The 16,363-nt window shown below is 26.3% G+C and carries 18 protein-coding genes; 12 read left to right on the top strand and 6 right to left on the bottom strand.

All coding sequences use genetic code 11. The features are described from left to right. The 4 genes from ovoA (at position 1) to ABVS04_RS09870 (ending at position 7,026) form a co-directional block, all read left to right on the top strand. On the top strand, positions 1–2,091 hold the full coding sequence (gene ovoA / locus ABVS04_RS09885) for a 5-histidylcysteine sulfoxide synthase (RefSeq protein ID WP_368030540.1): 2,091 nt from the start codon (positions 1–3) through the stop codon (positions 2,089–2,091). A gap of 119 nt (positions 2,092–2,210) precedes the next feature. Continuing rightward, the gene (locus ABVS04_RS09880; protein WP_368030539.1) at positions 2,211–3,845 is read left to right on the top strand and encodes a surface lipoprotein assembly modifier; all 1,635 of its coding nucleotides are present in this window, start codon (positions 2,211–2,213) and stop codon (positions 3,843–3,845) included. 2 nt (positions 3,846–3,847) lie between these two features. Next, positions 3,848–5,635, top strand: coding sequence for a transferrin-binding protein-like solute binding protein (locus tag ABVS04_RS09875; protein ID WP_368030538.1), 1,788 nt, complete (start codon positions 3,848–3,850; stop codon positions 5,633–5,635). 164 nt (positions 5,636–5,799) lie between these two features. Next, positions 5,800–7,026: a ComEC/Rec2 family competence protein gene (locus ABVS04_RS09870; protein WP_368030537.1), complete on the top strand. Its 1,227-nt coding sequence runs from the start codon at positions 5,800–5,802 to the stop codon at positions 7,024–7,026. On the opposite strand, the gene ABVS04_RS09865 is transcribed toward ABVS04_RS09870, so the two are convergent. The 6 genes from ABVS04_RS09865 to tatB form a co-directional block, all read right to left on the bottom strand. After that, entirely contained in the window at positions 7,006–7,701 is a 696-nt protein-coding gene (locus ABVS04_RS09865) for a DUF1003 domain-containing protein (protein ID WP_368030536.1), read from the bottom strand. The two genes, ABVS04_RS09870 and ABVS04_RS09865, sit on opposite strands and share 21 nt — an antisense overlap. A gap of 121 nt (positions 7,702–7,822) precedes the next feature. After that, a complete protein-coding gene (locus ABVS04_RS09860; RefSeq protein WP_368030535.1) occupies positions 7,823–8,617 on the bottom strand; it encodes a hypothetical protein in 795 nt (264 codons plus the stop codon). A gap of 88 nt (positions 8,618–8,705) precedes the next feature. Next, positions 8,706–9,443: an exonuclease domain-containing protein gene (locus ABVS04_RS09855; protein ID WP_368030534.1), complete on the bottom strand. Its 738-nt coding sequence runs from the start codon at positions 9,441–9,443 to the stop codon at positions 8,706–8,708. Between the two features lie 9 nt (positions 9,444–9,452). Continuing rightward, positions 9,453–10,475 carry a tRNA preQ1(34) S-adenosylmethionine ribosyltransferase-isomerase QueA gene (gene queA, locus ABVS04_RS09850; RefSeq protein WP_368030533.1) on the bottom strand — a complete coding sequence of 341 codons (1,023 nt, stop codon included), beginning with the start codon at positions 10,473–10,475 and terminating at the stop codon, positions 9,453–9,455. Between the two features lie 6 nt (positions 10,476–10,481). Then, positions 10,482–11,213 carry a twin-arginine translocase subunit TatC gene (tatC, locus tag ABVS04_RS09845; protein WP_368030532.1) on the bottom strand — a complete coding sequence of 244 codons (732 nt, stop codon included), beginning with the start codon at positions 11,211–11,213 and terminating at the stop codon, positions 10,482–10,484. Then, positions 11,213–11,632, bottom strand: a complete 420-nt coding sequence (tatB, locus tag ABVS04_RS09840; RefSeq protein WP_368030531.1) for a Sec-independent protein translocase protein TatB — start codon at positions 11,630–11,632, stop codon at positions 11,213–11,215. Before tatB ends, tatC begins: the two co-directional genes overlap by 1 nt. A 207-nt stretch (positions 11,633–11,839) precedes the next feature. Between tatB and ABVS04_RS09835 the strand changes: the two genes are divergently transcribed. The 8 genes from ABVS04_RS09835 to ABVS04_RS09800 are packed head-to-tail and all read left to right on the top strand — an operon-like array spanning position 11,840 to position 16,363. Further along, positions 11,840–12,595 (top strand): TerB family tellurite resistance protein, encoded by a 756-nt coding sequence (locus tag ABVS04_RS09835; RefSeq protein WP_368030530.1) that lies wholly within the window; start codon positions 11,840–11,842, stop codon positions 12,593–12,595. Between the two features lie 2 nt (positions 12,596–12,597). After that, complete coding sequence (locus ABVS04_RS09830; RefSeq protein WP_368030529.1) at positions 12,598–12,819, top strand: bacterioferritin-associated ferredoxin; 222 nt, start codon at positions 12,598–12,600, stop codon at positions 12,817–12,819. A gap of 12 nt (positions 12,820–12,831) precedes the next feature. Beyond that, positions 12,832–13,062 (top strand): (2Fe-2S)-binding protein, encoded by a 231-nt coding sequence (locus ABVS04_RS09825; protein ID WP_368030528.1) that lies wholly within the window; start codon positions 12,832–12,834, stop codon positions 13,060–13,062. A 2-nt stretch (positions 13,063–13,064) separates the two neighbouring features. Next, complete coding sequence (locus ABVS04_RS09820) at positions 13,065–13,277, top strand: hypothetical protein (RefSeq protein ID WP_368030527.1); 213 nt, start codon at positions 13,065–13,067, stop codon at positions 13,275–13,277. A gap of 21 nt (positions 13,278–13,298) precedes the next feature. Further along, complete coding sequence (locus ABVS04_RS09815; RefSeq protein ID WP_368030526.1) at positions 13,299–14,060, top strand: NAD+ synthase; 762 nt, start codon at positions 13,299–13,301, stop codon at positions 14,058–14,060. Then, entirely contained in the window at positions 14,060–15,202 is a 1,143-nt protein-coding gene (locus ABVS04_RS09810; RefSeq protein WP_368030525.1) for a DegT/DnrJ/EryC1/StrS family aminotransferase, read from the top strand. Before ABVS04_RS09815 ends, ABVS04_RS09810 begins: the two co-directional genes overlap by 1 nt. A 6-nt stretch (positions 15,203–15,208) precedes the next feature. Further along, positions 15,209–16,162 (top strand): tetraacyldisaccharide 4'-kinase, encoded by a 954-nt coding sequence (locus ABVS04_RS09805; RefSeq protein WP_368030523.1) that lies wholly within the window; start codon positions 15,209–15,211, stop codon positions 16,160–16,162. Continuing rightward, the gene (locus ABVS04_RS09800; protein WP_368030522.1) at positions 16,163–16,363 is read left to right on the top strand and encodes a PLDc N-terminal domain-containing protein; all 201 of its coding nucleotides are present in this window, start codon (positions 16,163–16,165) and stop codon (positions 16,361–16,363) included. It abuts the gene before it with no gap.

The raw sequence follows: 16,363 nt of genomic DNA, 5'->3' as shown, positions 1-16,363 counted from the left end.
ATGAATTATAATAAACAAAGTGTAAATTTAACAACAGGTACAATAGAAGAAAAAAGAGAAGAAATTAAAAAACAGTTTTTACAAACTTACGAATTAGATGAAAAACTTTTTGATTTATTAAAAGAAAAAGATTTTATTTATGAACAACCGAATACTTTAAGACATCCATTGATTTTTTATTATGGACATACAGCTACTTTTTTTGTAAATAAATTAATATTAGCAAATATTTTAAAAGAAAGAGTAAATGAGCAGTATGAATCAATATTTGCAATTGGTGTTGATGAAATGTCTTGGGATGATTTAAATCATAAACATTATACTTGGCCTACTTTTGAGCAAACAAAAGAGTATAGAGATAAAGTTAAGCAAATAGTTTTAAATTTAATAGATACTTTAGAATTTACACTTCCTATAAATTGGGATAGTCCTATGTGGATTATTTTAATGGGAATTGAACATGAAAATATTCATATAGAAACTTCATCTGTATTACTTCGAGAACTTGATATTAAGTTTTTAAAAGAAAATGAAATATTTACTTATGTAAATGAAGCTTCTGAAACGTATCCGAAAAATGAGTTAGTAAGTGTAAAAGGTACAACTGTAATTTTAGAAAAAGATAGATCTAATCCCATTTATTATGGTTGGGATAATGAGTTCTCATTTCATAAAGCTTTAATAAAAGATTTTGAAGCATCAAAATATTTAGTATCAAATGGAGAATTTTTAGAGTTTGTAAAAGATGGGTCTTATAATAAACCTGAATTATTTAGTGAAGAAGGAAAAGAGTGGTTAGATTTTACTCAAGCAAAACATCCAACTTTTTGGGTAAAAAAAGATAATAGTTATTTGTTAAGAGAGATAAATAAAGAAGTTCCACTTCCTCTTAATTATCCAGTTGATATAAATATTTATGAAGCAGAGGCTTTTTGTAAATATAAATCACAAAAATTAGGTTTTGAAGTTAGGCTTCCTAGTGAAGATGAATATTATGCTTTATATGAATATACAAAAGCAGCTCAAAAAGATGCAAATATAGGACTTATTCAGTTTAATCAAAGTCCAGTAGACAAATATAAATTTGATGATTTTTATGATGTAATTGGAAATGTATGGCAATGGAGTTTAACTCCTACTTATCCTTTTGATGATTTTATAACCCATCCTATTTATGATGATTTTACAACTCCTACTTTTGATGATAGACACGCTTTAATGAAAGGTGGATCATTTATATCTTTAGGAAATGAGACTTTAAAAGAAGCTAGATATGCTTTTAGAAAACATTTCTTTCAACATGCTGGTTTTAGATATGTTAGGTCATCAAATGAATATAGAACAAAATTAAATGATAATGTTTATGAAACTGATGAATTAATTGCTCAATATTGTGAGTTCCATTATGGAAATGAGAATTTTGGTGTCAAAAACTTTTGTGTAAACTCAGTTGAGTTATTAAAACCATATATTAAAGATATTAAAACAGCTAAAGCTTTAGATTTAGGATGTTCTGTTGGAAGATCTACTTTTGAATTAGCAAAAGAATTTGATGAAGTTGTCGGAATTGATTTCTCAGCAAACTTTATAAATGTTGGAGTAAAACTAAAAACTTATGATAACTTAATCTATAAAGTAAAAAAAGAGGGTGAAATCTTTGAAGAAAAATCTGTTTCCCTTGATAGTTTAAATTTAGAGAAAATCAAAGACAAAGTTACTTTTATGCAAGGTGATGCTTGTAATTTAAAAGATATTTATACCGGTTTTGATTTGATTTTTTGTTCAAACTTAATAGATAGATTATATTATCCTCAAAAATTTTTAAATGATATCCCAAGTAGAATAAATGATAATGGTTTATTAGTCCTTTTAAGCCCTTATACATGGCTTGAAGATTATACACCAAAAGAGAATTGGCTTGGTGGTTACATCAAAGATAATAAAGAAGTATACACTTTAGATACACTAAAAGAAAATTTATCACAATTTGAACTTTTAGAAACTATTGATGTTCCATTTGTTATAAAAGAGACTTCTAGAAAATACCAACATACAATCTCACAAATGTCAATCTGGAAGAAAAAGGCTTAATAGCTTTTTTCTTTTACAAATTATTCTCCAAGTCAAAATTATTTATACTAATAATAAAATTATTTTATTAAATTTATGATAGTATATATATATTATAAAACTTAGTAAAAAGAAGTACAGTGTATAAAAAAATAATTTTGATTTTAATCTTTTCTTTATATTCATTTGCAGAATTAATAAATAACAAAGAAATAGATAAAGAGTTTTTTATGTTATTTATAAAAAAAGCAAAAACAATTGATGATTTAAAAAAAGACATCAATGATGTAGAAGTATTTGATTATAGTATTATTAAAACCTCTGATAATTTTGAATTATATTTAGTTAATATTTCTACGTATGAAGAAATACTTGAATATAAAAAGGCTTTTAAAAATGGTGTAATAACTAAAAATTTTGATAATAATTCACAAAATAAAATTTATAATAATAATGACAATAAAAAAGTAAAGAAATTAAATAAAGTAAAAGAATTTAAAGATTTAACAAAAGAATATAATAGAGCATTAAATGTATTTGAAAAAGGTAATTATAATGAATCTTATCATGAATTTTATAAGTTATTTTTGTTAAAAATGGATGATGTAAAATATAATTTTTATCTTGGAAGATCTGCTTTTGAATTAAAACAATATGAAGAAGCTCAAAGTATTTTTGAAAGAATCTTATTATATCAACCTGATTCAATGAGAGCAAAATTAGAATTAGCCAGAACATATTTTGAATTAGGAATGCACAAAGAATCAATTTCTCTATTTAATGAAGTTAAAAATGAAAAAAATATAGATCCTCTTATAGTGAAAAATATTGATTATTTTTTAAAAAAGAATGAAAATAAAATCACAAAACATTTTATAAAAGCAAATCTAATTTTAAGCGCATCTTATGATGATAATATTGATAATGATTCATTAAATGATTCTTTTCATCCAACTTTACTTTATTTAAATGATTTTATAGGAGAAGAGGGTATACCAGCTTCAGAAAAAAAAGCAGACATCTCTCACAGTGAGATATTATCTATGAATTATATGTATAAAAAAAGCGATGATTTATTCTTTAAAATTGATACTCTTGTATATAATCAAATATATAAAAGATATTCAGATAAAAATTTACAACTAATAGGAATTAATCCTAAGATATCTAAAGCATATAATGAAAAACTAATAGTTGATTATGGTTTTTATATTGATAATTTATGGCAAGGAAGTGATAACTACCTTACCAGTTATGGTCTTTCTCCAAGTTTGAGATATCTTATAAATAAAGATTTATTATTAGATGCAAATATTAAATATTTATATAAAAAAGCACAATCTATTGAAAATCAACATGATGATAGCAAAGTTATTAAAATACATCTTGGATTATTAAAGATAATTGATAAACAGTTTAGTTTGTATTCGTCACTAAATCTTTCAAAAGAATATGAAGAATATATAGAAAAAGACGATGTCAATCAAGATATTATTTCTTTAGCTACAAGTTTAGACTATAAATTAAATAATAATATTACTATTAATACAGGTCTTGGATATTCAAGTGTTAAATATAAAGATATAGATTCTTGGTATTTAAGAAAAAGAGAAGATTCTGAATTATCATTTAATTTAAGTAGCTCATATGAAATGTTTAAAGAATCTTTTTTATATTTAGCTTATAACTATACAAAAAATAATTCAAATATTGATTATGCAGAATATTATAAAAATAAAATAACATTGAGTTATATTAAAAACTTTAAGGATTAAAAATGAAAAAATTATTATTTATTTATTTTATCTTAGCATTAATAAATGTATATGCCAGCATAGGTAAAATTACATTTATAAATGGTACAGCTAATATATTAAGAGAAGAAAAAAGTTTTATTGCTAAATTAGGTGATGATATTTTATCAAAAGATATTATAAATACAGAAGAAAACTCTAAATTACAAATTATTTTTAATGATAAAACAGTAGTTACAGTAGGAAATAAATCAAAGTTTTCTATTGATGATTATTATTATGATATGAATAATTCAAAGGAAAGTAAATTAGATATGAATTTTTCAAATGGATTTTTCAAAACTATTACTGGAAAAATTGGTAAAATCAATCCCTCAAAGTTTAAATTAAATACAAAATCAGCTTCTATTGGAATAAGAGGGACTCAAATTATAATGACAACTGATTCTGTTGCAGGAGATTTTATTGCTTGTACTTCAGGTGAAATATCAGTAACTTCAAATTTAACAGGAAATTCTGTAATTGTGCCATCGGGAAATTTTACAAAAATAGTACCAGGAGTAAATCCCACTATTCCAGAAACTTATTCAAGCGAACAACTTGATAATCTATCTAAAAATACAGCAGGTGAAAAATCAGAAGAAATAGCTGCTTCTGAAACAGAAAATAAAACGACAACAAATGATAAAACAAGTATTGAGAATGTAAATAAAAATGATACTGCAACAACTACTATTGCAGCTCAAGAAGCTCAAGCTCAAGCAGATGCTGCAGCAGCGTTGGCAGCACAACAAGCAGCAGCTGCCGCAGCTCTTGCTGCACAAGAAGCTCAAGCTCAGGCAGAAGCCCAAGCTCAGGCTGCAGCGGCTCTTGCGGCTCAACAAGCACAATCTGAAGCTGCCGCAGCTCTTGCGGCTCAAGAAGCATTAGCTCAATCTACAGCAGCAGCAGCTCTTGCTGCACAAGAAGCTCAAGCAGCTGCTGATGCAGCAGCCGCTCTTGCTATTCAAGAAGCACAAGATGCAGCTGCTATTCTTGCAGCTGAAAATGCAGCAGCAGCAGCGGCACTTGCAGCACAAGAAGCTCAAGCACTTGCTGATGCCGCACTTGCAGCACAAGAAGCTCAAGCAGCTGCTGATGCAGCAGCAACACTTGCAGCACAAGAAGCTCAAGCTCAAGCAGATCAAGCAGCAGCTGCTGCTATTGAAGCAGAAGCAGCCGCTGAGGAAGCTGCACAAGCAATTATTGATAACCAAACACTTCTTGATAAAATTCGCTTGGCATTAGAAGCTATTTTATCTATAAAACAAGTTCAATATGATAACTCTATTTTAAAAATGGGTTATTGGACAAATCCTTTTACAGGTAAAGAAGTATCTACATACGTTGAAGGAACAACAACACCTTATTCTAAATTAAAAGATTATAAAAATAATGATATAAGTGCCCAATATAATGGTGTAATAAGTGCAATCCATACAAAAACTGATGGTTCAAATAATGCTGTTGGAGGAAATGCTACTTTTGATGTAGATTTTGGAAATAAAAAATTGGATGGTACTTTTGTTATTGGTGGAACCGATTGGAAAACTAAAATAACAGATATTTCAATAGATAAATATAGTTCATTCAGTACTACAAGTATAGAAAATAATGGAAGTAGTACAACTGGAATTACAGGAACTATCGCTGGTAAATTCTATGGACCAAATGCTGAAAATATTGGTGGAAGTATTGACATGAATTCAACTAATAATGGTAGTGTCAAAGGTTCTTTTGCTACAGGGAAGATAAGTAACTCTCAAAATTAAAATTTTTATATAGCTGGTTAAACTAGCTATATAATGTAATTACAATTATTTATCTTTATTTAGATATTTGTCATTTATAATGGCTCTTTTTATTTTAAAAATACTTTAGTTTTCATTATTATATATAATATTATTTCAGTATAATAATTATAATGATTACTTTTATGAATAAAAATAGACTAGTTTTACTATTGTTATTTATTTTCTTAATAAATATCTCAATAGAACATAAGAAATATGAAGAAATAATAAGTGAAGAAATATATGAATCAAAAGTAAGTATTTTGAATATATATGACAAAAATGATTATCAAGTTTTAAAATTAAAAGCTAATAATTTCATTCTTTATACTTCTATTGATAAAGAAATAAAGCTAGAGAAACTAGATATCTTAAATATTGTATTTGTTACTAATAAAATCTCTTTTATAGATTATTTAAAAGGTTTTTATTCAAAAACAATTTATTTTGATAAAGTAAAAAGAGATGTTGATTTTAAAGATAAGATAATTTATAAAATAGACTCTAATCATCAAGATGAAATGATAAGTGAATTATTTCAAGCTTTGTTTTTAGCAATTCCTATTTCATCGAACTTGCGAGATATTTGTACAAATTATGGAATCAGTCATTTAATAGCTTTGTCTGGATTTCATATTGCTGTGATTTCTTTTGTGATTTATTGGATTTTATATTTCCCTTATACTTATTTTCATAAAAGGTATTTTCCTTTTAGAAATAGAAAATTTGATTTATTAATAGTTTGTATGTTGGTTTTGTTTGGATACTTATTTTTTGTGGGAATAGTGCCTTCTCTTTTGCGATCGCTAATTATGCTACTAATATCGGTAATACTTCTTCGTAACAATATCAAAATATTTTCCTTTGGAACTTTACTTTATACGGTTTTATTGATAATTACTTTTATTCCTAGTTTTATTTTTTCTTTAGGCTTTTGGTTTTCAGTTATTGCTGTATTTTATATAATTCTTTATATGAAATATTTTTTCAATATGAATAAATATCTAAGTTTTGCTTTTTTTAATTTTTGGATGTTTTTGATTTTTAATCCTATTGTGCATTTTTATTTTCCTCAAACTTCTTATGAGCAATTTTTATCACCTATTATTACTATATTCTTTACACTGTTTTATCCCTTTGAAATATTTGCACATATCTTTGATTTTGCTATTTATTTTGATGGGGTTTTAAAACTTTTTTTAGAGCATAAAATGAATGTTTTTGAAGTTGTAACTCCATTTTACTTTTTTGTTATATATATAGCAGTTTCATTATTTTCAACAATAAATAAAATGGCATTTTTCTTTTTAAATATTTTAATGATTTTATTTAATTTTTATTTATTTAACTTATTTTGTTTTTTGTTGTAATTCTTCTAATAAGTCAATTTGAATCTCTTGAATTTGAGCTAATCTTTCCCATTGATGAGAAAGAAGATGATCCATTTTTTCATGAAGTTGTCGTATTTCTAATTCAGCTTTTAGATTAACTTGATAATCATATTGAGCTCTTAATCTATCTTTTTTCTCTTGTCTATTTTGACTCATAAGAATTATTGGGGCTTGAATAGCTGCTAAGCATGATAGCAATAAATTTAATAAAATAAAAGGATATGGATCAATTGGTTTCCAAAATATAACAGTTGCATTCATTCCTATCCATATTAATAAAAATGCAGTGAAAAATCCCATAAATGCCCAACTTCCACCAAAGGTTGCAATTTTATCGGCAATTCTTTCACCTCTAGTCCATTCATGATCAAAAATTGTATCAGAAGTTATTGAGATTAAATCATGTTCTTTCATGGCATTTAATACTTGATTTTCTAAAATAGTTAATTCACCTTTTTCTGATTCAACAATTGTATGAATATATTTATTTTGATAGAAATGTAAGTCATTTCTACATATTTCAGATTTATTATTCCAATTTGGTATGTCATTTTGAATTAGTTTGTTAATCTCATCACGAATAACATCAGCATGAATGATTTGATTGTTTCTAAATTTTTTTTGACAAACAGTACAGGTATGTAATTTTTCCAAGATTATCCTTTTTCCAATCAAATTTATAATATAAATATTAACAAAAATCTAAAATATATCGTGTGAATTTTACTTTTTAGTGGATTAATGAATAATTAATCTACTTATAAAAAGAGTAAAATTAAAGTCTAGATAGTAATTCAGATTTCTTTGTATTAAATTCAGTATCATTTAACACACCAACAGAATGTAACTTAGCAAGTTGTTCTATTAATTCAATAATATTTTTTGATGAATCATTTACTACAGGATTATTTATAGGATTTTGATTGTTAGTTTCTTGATTAGATTGAGAAATAGGTTCAATAAAGTTTTGTATTGGTTCTTGTAGGAAATTATTTATAGGAGCATTATTTGAAACATTTGAATTATTAGCACCAGAAATTACTGGAAGAGTAGATACTAAAATTGTACCATATTGACTAGAAAAAGTAAAAGAATCATTTCCTCCTTGTTGTTGGCTAATTCCTGATATATTATTATCTAAAGTATCATAAACTGTAACCTGTCCATTAAAATCAACTGCTAATCTATTTGGAAAAATAGCATATCTCGTACTATTTTGTGCTCCACTACTAAAAGGATTTCCAAGTTCAACAGGCCACCATTGATTACTTTCTCTTGTGCCTTTTGGTGCAAGTGGAAATATAATTGTAGAAGCTAGTGCATTTGAAATATCATTACAAAGATTATCAACAGTATTTTTTAAACTATAGTTAAACATATCGCCAACCATAGTCATTCCACCTCTCATCCATTGACCGCCACCGCCTAGTTCTGGGCAATTAAATTGAGCCATTGATCCGCCACCATTATTTACAGCTCCAATCATATGTATGACTGCATCTTGGCTTAAGTTATATTTATTTGAAAGATCGTTAACGATTTTTTGACCTTCTGTTGTAAGTTTTTGCATATAGATTTTCCTTTTATGCGTTGGTTAGTTTATACAGTTTTTTAGAAGGTATAGTAGAATTTATGGAAATTTAGGATAAATTTATTTATTATCCTAAAACCTTATCAAGAGTATATCTTAAATCATCATCAAGTTCCATATTAGATCTCATCCAATTTAAATATCCAGCATCTTCACGTGCAACAGACTCAATATCTTTGCCTTTATATTTACCAAATTTAAATGTTTTTATAAATACAGGCGTTTTAGTTAAATCAACAAGTTTTTCAATTGGATTATAATCAGGATATATTTCTCTACATTTTCCAACAAGTTTTGTTAAAAATAGTTTCATAACTAAAACATCACCAATTGCATCGTGAGCTTTGATTGTAATATTATGTTTAGCAGCTTCTACAGATTCTATTTTATAAAGTTCCAACGCATATCTTATATATTGAAGTCTATGATATGGAAGTTCAGGAAATAGATGTTTAGCACATCTTAAAGTATCAATTAATTGATATTGATTAATAAATCCTTCTTTTTTTATCATTCCCATATCAAAAGAAATATTATGAGCTATTAAATAGTTTTCATTACTATTTAACTCTGCTAATCTTTTATAAAAAGCAGTATCAATAGCTTTTGGTTTATTTATTAATAAATCAGGAGTGATATTATGAACTTCCATTGCTTCAAGTTTTATATCTACATTCGTTGAACATAATTCATCAAAAGCTTCAACTTTTCCTTTTTGATCTACAATCATTGCTCCAAATTGAATTACTTTATCTTCTTCTTGGTTTCCTGTTGTTTCTGTATCAAATAGTACGTAATAAGCCATTTTTATCCTTTATATAATTAACATACCATCACCATAAGAGTAAAATCTATATTTCTCTTTTATAGCTTCATGGTAAATTTCAAGTGTTTTTTCTAAGCCTACAAATGATGCAATAAGCATAATAAGTGTAGATTTTGGTAAGTGAAAGTTTGTTAGTAAGTAATCAACTTTTATAGGTTGATTAACTGGATTTAAAAACAAATCACATTCCCCTTGTATTTTATTTGTTCTTGCATAGTATTCAACAGTTCTTGTAACAGTAGTTCCAACCGCTAGAACTTTTTGTGCTTTATCTAAAGCTTTTTTAGCATCAATTCCTATTTCAAAATATTCACTATGCATAGGATGATTTAAAATATCTTCTGCATCCACAGGTTTAAAAGTTCCAGCTCCAACATGTAAAGTTAAATAATTTACATCATATTTTGCATTAATTTTTTCTAATAATTCAGGTGTAAAGTGAAGTGATGCTGTAGGAGCTGCAACGGCTCCATAGTTTTTAGCAAAAAGAGTTTGATAATCTTGCTCATCTTTTTTTTCATCAGTTCTATTCATATAAGGAGGAAGAGGTAGGTGACCAATTTTATTTAAGATTTCTACAAGTTCTAAAAAATCAAGCTTTTTATGATTCTGGAAAAATGTAACTACACGACTTCCATCGTCATTTACTTCTAAAACTTCAGCATTTAGATTTTCATCAAAAAATAGTTTTGTTCCAACTCTTACTTTCCCACCTATCATTACAAGATATCTATCCATAAATAAGGGTTTATTAAGTAATAACTCAATTTTTCCACCTGTATCTTTTGTACCAAAAATTCTAGCTTTTATAACTTTTGTATCATTTAAAAAGATTGATAAATTTTCTGGTAAAACATCCATAAGGTGTTTAAAAGTAGTGTGAGTGATTTTGTTTGTATTTCTATTATAAACCAAAAGCCTAGCGCAATCGGCTGGGCTTATAGGGTGAGTTGCAATTAACTCTTTTGGTAAGTTATAATCATAACTTGAAGTCTTTAAAGGGTCTAACATAAAATTTTATTCTTCCTCATTTTCTTCTTTAGGAGCTGGATTAAATACTTTTGCGATATATATAGAAACTCCATAAAGTAAAGTAAGAGGTGCAGCCATTAATAATTGACTTATAACATCAGGTGGAGTTAATAGTGCTGAAATTATAAATATAAGAACAATTGCATATCTAAAGAAATTTTTTAACATCTTATCATCTACAAGACCAATTTTTGCAAGAAAAAAAGTAATAACAGGTAACTCAAATGCAATACCAAAACCAATTAAAAGTTTTGTAAAAAAACCTACATATTTACCAATACTTGGAAGTACAGTAACAACGGTTGAACCAAAATTAATCAAAAATTCAAATCCAACTGGAACAACTATATAGTAAGCAAATGCAGAACCAGATAAAAACATAAGTGTAGCAAAAAAGACAAATGGTATTACAAGTTTTTTTTCATGATCATAAAGCCCTGGAGCTAAAAACAACCATAATTGCCAAAAAATAACTGGAAGAGATACTATAAAACCTGCAAAAAATGCTACTTTTAAAGCAGTAAAGAATGTTTCTTGAATTTCAACTGCAACCATTTGAGAGTTTTTAGGTAAAACAGCTTCAACAGGAACCATCATCCAATTTAATATTGGTTCATAAAAAGAGAAACAAACAAAAAACATAACTCCAACAGTTAAACATGATATAACTAATCTTTTTCTAAGATCTGCAATATGTGGTTTTAAATCTTCAAACATTAAGCATTTTCCTCTTTTTTGTCATCTAACTTTACTTTAAATTTATCTTCTTTTTTAAAAGAAACTTTTTCTTCTTTTGGTTTTTCTTCGATAGTTTGAGTTTTTTTCTCTTCTTTAACAGAAGAATTTTCTTTTAAATCATCTTTTAAAATATCATTTAATCCCAAATCAATTTTTGAATCAACAGATAATGATGCTTTTGTATCTTCAATTTGTGATTTAAATTTACTTGCTTCTGCTTTCATCTCTGATATGTTTAATTCACTATTCAGAGTTGTTTTTGCATCATCAAGTCCAGTTTTAAACTTTTTAATAAATTTTGCTATTTCAACCATAGTACCAGGTAGCTTATCAGGCCCCAACGCGATAACTGCGATAATTGCAATTAAAAAAATTTCCATAAAGCCCATTCCAAACATATATAACTCCATTCTATAAATAAAGGTAAAAATTCTACCTAATTAGAGTAAAAAGACTACTTAAGCGTTCTAAACTATTTGTGGAACTTTTTATTTTATTTTGTAACATTATTTATTTATTTTAAAAAATTAAAAATAATAAAACTATTGTTTTACCAAAAATTTGATAAAATTTAAAATTAAAGAAAATTATATCTAAGGAAAATCATGGAATTAATTGTTATATTAGTTGTAATTGCTATTTTATTTTTTATTGGAAAAAATTATAAAACAGAAGAATTTAAAAATATAAATTTAAAAAGAAAAGATAGATTCGAAGGCGATTTATTAAATCATGAAGCTGGACTTTTAGTAGCTTTAATGGCAAAAGTTGCAAAAGCAGATGGAAATGTTTGTGAATTAGAAGCAGAACTTTTAAAACATACATTTAATGATATTTCAAGTCATTTTGAGAATAGTGAAGAGATTAGAGAAAAATTAAAAGTATTGTATAAAAAAGAGAAAGAAAGCTTTGACAATATGATTGTTATTTGTGAGAAATTACATAGTTTAACACGAAATGATTATAACAAACGTGCAAAAATTATGGAATATTTATTAAATTTAGCATTTATTGATAAAGAATTCTCAAAAACTGAAAAAATGATTACAGAAGATATTTCAAATGCACTAAAAATAAAAAAAGAGGATTTTGAAAGATTAATTGCTACTTTTGAAGCATTTTATGCACAACAAGCAACAAATAAAGCTCTTAGTTTAGATAATGCTTATGAAATATTAAACTCAAATATTTCAGATGATGATGCAACTTTAAAGAAAAATTATAGATCTTTAGTAAAAAAACATCATCCTGATATTATTTCAGGGCAGGGTGCGGCTCAAAATATTATTGATGAAGCTACAAAAAAACTTCAAGAAATTAATGAAGCCTATGAACTTATTAAAAAAGATAGAGGAATATAATATTGAAAGATTTTTCTAAATCTTATGAAGTATGTAATTGTAAAAAAGTTACAATAGAACAAATACAAGATGTGATTATTAATCAACAAGCCAAAACACTACGAGAAATACAAGATTTGACAACAGCAGGAACTGAGTGTAGGCATTGTATTTTTCCTGAAGGTGATTTTGGAAAAATTAAAAAAAAGATATATTGTAAAGATATATTAAATCAATTTGTATAAAAAAGGTTAACTATGGCTAGAAGTTTTCAACACTCTTATGAAGTATGTACTTGTAAGCATGTAACATTAGGTGAGTTGATCTATGCAATAAAAGAAAAAAATGCTAAAAGCCTTGAAGAATTAGGAGCTTTAACAGATGCTGGAACTTGTTGTAAATCATGCAAAAATCCACAAAGTGATTTAGGCGTTGAAAAAATGGAATTGTATTTAGAGCAGATATTAGATAAATTTAATAAAGAATAATAATGAAAAAAGAAATAATAGAAAATATAAAAAAACTAATAAATATTAATCCAGAAGATAGTGTAGAAATAAATCCAAATTATTTAGAATATTTTGATGAAGAAGAACTTTTAGATATACAAAAAAAACTTGAGTATAAAAAAGAGAACATTTCTAAACTAAGTGTTGATTATTTAGATGAAATTTATGAAAAAACAAAAAAAGATGAGATATAATTACTTAATAAAGGATTAAAAATGATAAACTGGAAAAATATTAAGTTAGATTTAATAAAATTCTTAAAAGATGAAGTTGAGAAAGCTGGATTAAAAAAAGTTACTATGGGACTTTCTGGTGGTTTAGATTCAGCTGTTGTTGCAATTTTATGTAAAGAAGCTTTTGGTGACAATTTAAACTGTGTCTTAATGCCTTCACAATTTTCATCACAAAGTTCAACGGATCATGCTATTGAAGTTTGTGAAAAGTTTAACATCAAATATGAAATTATTTCAATAGAACCAATGGTAAGTGGTTTTATTAAAAATATGGATAATGATAAATTAAGAATTGGAAACTTTTCTGCAAGAATGAGAATGGCAGTTTTATATGATGTATCTTCAAGGGAAAAATCATTAGTAGTAGGTACTTCAAATAAAAGTGAAATCCTTTTAGGTTATGGAACAATTTTTGGAGATATTGCATGTGCTATTAATCCAATAGGTCAAATATATAAAAGTGATGAGTTTGAATTTGCAAGATTGTTAGGTGTTCCTGAGTCTATTTTAAATAAAGCTCCAAGTGCTGACTTATGGGAAGGTCAAAGTGATGAAGAAGAATTAGGTCATTCTTATAAAGAAATGGATAATTTATTAAAAGCTATGATTGATCAAAAAAAATCGAAAGAAGAATTAATAAATTTAGGTTTTGAGGAAGAGTTTATTAATAAAATAGATTATAAAGTAAAATCAAATGCATTTAAAGGTAAGTTACCAACAATCGCAAATATTAGGTGGAATTAATGGCAAGTAAAAATATAGCAATATACAAAGCAAGTACTGATAATGAAGAATTAAATCAAATTAGATCTGTTTTAGAATCTAAAAATGATTTATCAAAAGTTTTGGAATTTGAAGAAAGTATGAGGAACTTTATAGGTGCTAAGTATGCAGTTGCAACTGCTACTTCAACAGCAGCTATTCATTTAGCCTTAAGTGCAATTAAACTTAAAAGAGGTGACAAAATCTTAATGTCTGTAAACTCTTTTGTAAACTTACCGGAAGTTGTTAGACATTTTGATGCTGAACCTATTTTTATTGATATTAATATGGAAGATATGAATATTGATATTAATAAATTTGAGGAAGCTTTATCTTCAAATGATTCCAAAAAATTAAGAGGTGCAATTATTACTTTTGTAGCTGGTCAAGCACCTGATTTAGATAGAATTTATGATATTGCAAAAAGATATGGAATTATTTTAATTGAAGATTGTAGATCTAGTTTAGGTGGAACATATAAAGGTAAGAAAATTGGAAATTTAAGAGCTGATATGACGATTTTTTCAACAAATCCATCAAACTCTAAATATGCAATTTCAAGATCAGGAGTTATTGTTACAAATAATGAAGATATAGCAAATAGAGCAAAACTTTTAAGAACACATGCACTTACAACGACATATGATAGTTATGGAAACTTAGATTATGTATATGACGTAGTCGATATTGGACATAAATATGATTTATCTGAACTTGATGCAGCTTATGCACTTGCTCAATTAAATAAGACAGAAAAATTTATTAAAAGAAGAAAGGAAATAGCAAAACTTTACTCTAAAAGATTAACAGGAGTTAAGCATATTACTATTCCTTCTCATAATGATGAGCATCTTTTTACACACTTTATAATCAAAATTTCAAGAAATAGAGATGCTTTTGCAAGAGCATTAAAAGAAAGAGGTGTTTCAACAGGACTTAATTATATTCCTTTACATCTTTTATCTTATTATAAAACAAAATATTCAATTAAAATTACAGCTTTTTCAAATGCTTTAAATAACTATCAGCAAATACTTTCTCTACCAATATATGCTAGTTTAAGTGATGAAGATGTTAATTATGTTTGTGATCAAGTAATTGATGTTGCATCTGAGTGGATATAAAGCAACTTGAAACAAAAACTATATTTATGGATTGAAGATTATCTCTTCTTTCCAAATAGCTTTCAAAGAATAATCTCTTTTTTACTTCTTCCTTTAACCTTTATTTATATGTTGATTATCTTAATCAAACGCGCAATGGCAAAAGAAATTGAGTTTGGTATTCCAATTATTTCTGTTGGAAATATTATAGTAGGTGGTAGTGGAAAAACTCCAATTACAATAAAACTAGCTTCTAAATATGAAAATGCATGTGTAATTTTAAGAGGTTACGGAAGAGCCTCAAAAGGTTTATTTGTAGTCTCACAAAGTGGTAAAATTTTAGTAGATGTAAAAACAAGTGGAGATGAAGCTATGCTTTTAGCAAATTCCTTACCAAAAGCCACAATAATAGTTAGTGAAAATAGAGTGAAAGCTATTTTAAAAGCAAAAGAGATTGGATGTAAAATAGTTTTTTTAGATGATGGTTTTTCAAAATATCAAATCTCAAAATTTAATATTTTACTTCGACCAAAAGATGAACCTACAAATATCTTTTGCTTACCAAGTGGTGGATATAGGGAGCCAAAAGGTTTTTATGCACAAGCTGATATTGAGCTTCTTGAAGGAAGTGATTTTAAAAGAGTTGTTACCATAAAAAAAGATGACAAAGATAATGAACTTCCATCTAAAATAGTTTTAATAACAGCTATTTCAAAACCAAAAAGATTATTAGAGTTTTTACCAAAAAATATAAAACTAGTTTCTTTCCCTGATCATTATGATTTTACAATTGAAGATATAAAAGATATTCAAGAAAAATATAAAGAGTACTCTTTTTTAACAACTGGAAAAGATTTTGTAAAATTAAGAAAATTTAATTTAGATAATATTTATTTAATGGATTTAGATATAAAAATTGATGATAAAGTTGATTTTTCTTTAATGAATGAATATATAAATAGTTTTAATAAAGGAGCTTAAATGACTGGGTTATTAGTATCTTCATTTTTAATGATATTTGTTGTTTTTACTTTTGTATTATATATTTATATTTTAATAGATATTATAAAGCATGAATTTACAGGTTATAATAAAATTATTTGGATTCTTGTTCTTATATTCTTCCCAATTTTGGGTGCAATTTTATATTTAGTTTTTGGAAGGTCTCAAAGAATAAAGTAG

Source organism: Arcobacter sp. s6, assembly GCF_040884245.1.
Classification (GTDB): Bacteria; Campylobacterota; Campylobacteria; order Campylobacterales; family Arcobacteraceae; genus Aliarcobacter.
Note: the sequence above shows the minus strand (reverse complement) of the source record. Positions and strands in the feature narration are given on the sequence as shown.

Excerpts from the sequence above, each read along its gene's own strand:
- ovoA (WP_368030540.1), top strand. The coding sequence starts at position 1 with ATGAATTATAATAAACAAAGTGTAAATTTAACAACAGGTACAATAGAA.
- ABVS04_RS09875 (WP_368030538.1), top strand. The coding sequence starts at position 3,848 with ATGAAAAAATTATTATTTATTTATTTTATCTTAGCATTAATAAATGTA.
- ABVS04_RS09870 (WP_368030537.1), top strand. The coding sequence starts at position 5,800 with ATGAATAAAAATAGACTAGTTTTACTATTGTTATTTATTTTCTTAATA.
- ABVS04_RS09860 (WP_368030535.1), bottom strand. The coding sequence starts at position 8,617 with ATGCAAAAACTTACAACAGAAGGTCAAAAAATCGTTAACGATCTTTCA.
- ABVS04_RS09855 (WP_368030534.1), bottom strand. The coding sequence starts at position 9,443 with ATGGCTTATTACGTACTATTTGATACAGAAACAACAGGAAACCAAGAA.
- queA (WP_368030533.1), bottom strand. The coding sequence starts at position 10,475 with ATGTTAGACCCTTTAAAGACTTCAAGTTATGATTATAACTTACCAAAA.
- tatC (WP_368030532.1), bottom strand. The coding sequence starts at position 11,213 with ATGTTTGAAGATTTAAAACCACATATTGCAGATCTTAGAAAAAGATTA.
- tatB (WP_368030531.1), bottom strand. The coding sequence starts at position 11,632 with ATGTTTGGAATGGGCTTTATGGAAATTTTTTTAATTGCAATTATCGCA.
- ABVS04_RS09835 (WP_368030530.1), top strand. The coding sequence starts at position 11,840 with ATGGAATTAATTGTTATATTAGTTGTAATTGCTATTTTATTTTTTATT.
- ABVS04_RS09825 (WP_368030528.1), top strand. The coding sequence starts at position 12,832 with ATGGCTAGAAGTTTTCAACACTCTTATGAAGTATGTACTTGTAAGCAT.
- ABVS04_RS09820 (WP_368030527.1), top strand. The coding sequence starts at position 13,065 with ATGAAAAAAGAAATAATAGAAAATATAAAAAAACTAATAAATATTAAT.
- ABVS04_RS09815 (WP_368030526.1), top strand. The coding sequence starts at position 13,299 with ATGATAAACTGGAAAAATATTAAGTTAGATTTAATAAAATTCTTAAAA.
- ABVS04_RS09810 (WP_368030525.1), top strand. The coding sequence starts at position 14,060 with ATGGCAAGTAAAAATATAGCAATATACAAAGCAAGTACTGATAATGAA.
- ABVS04_RS09800 (WP_368030522.1), top strand. The coding sequence starts at position 16,163 with ATGACTGGGTTATTAGTATCTTCATTTTTAATGATATTTGTTGTTTTT.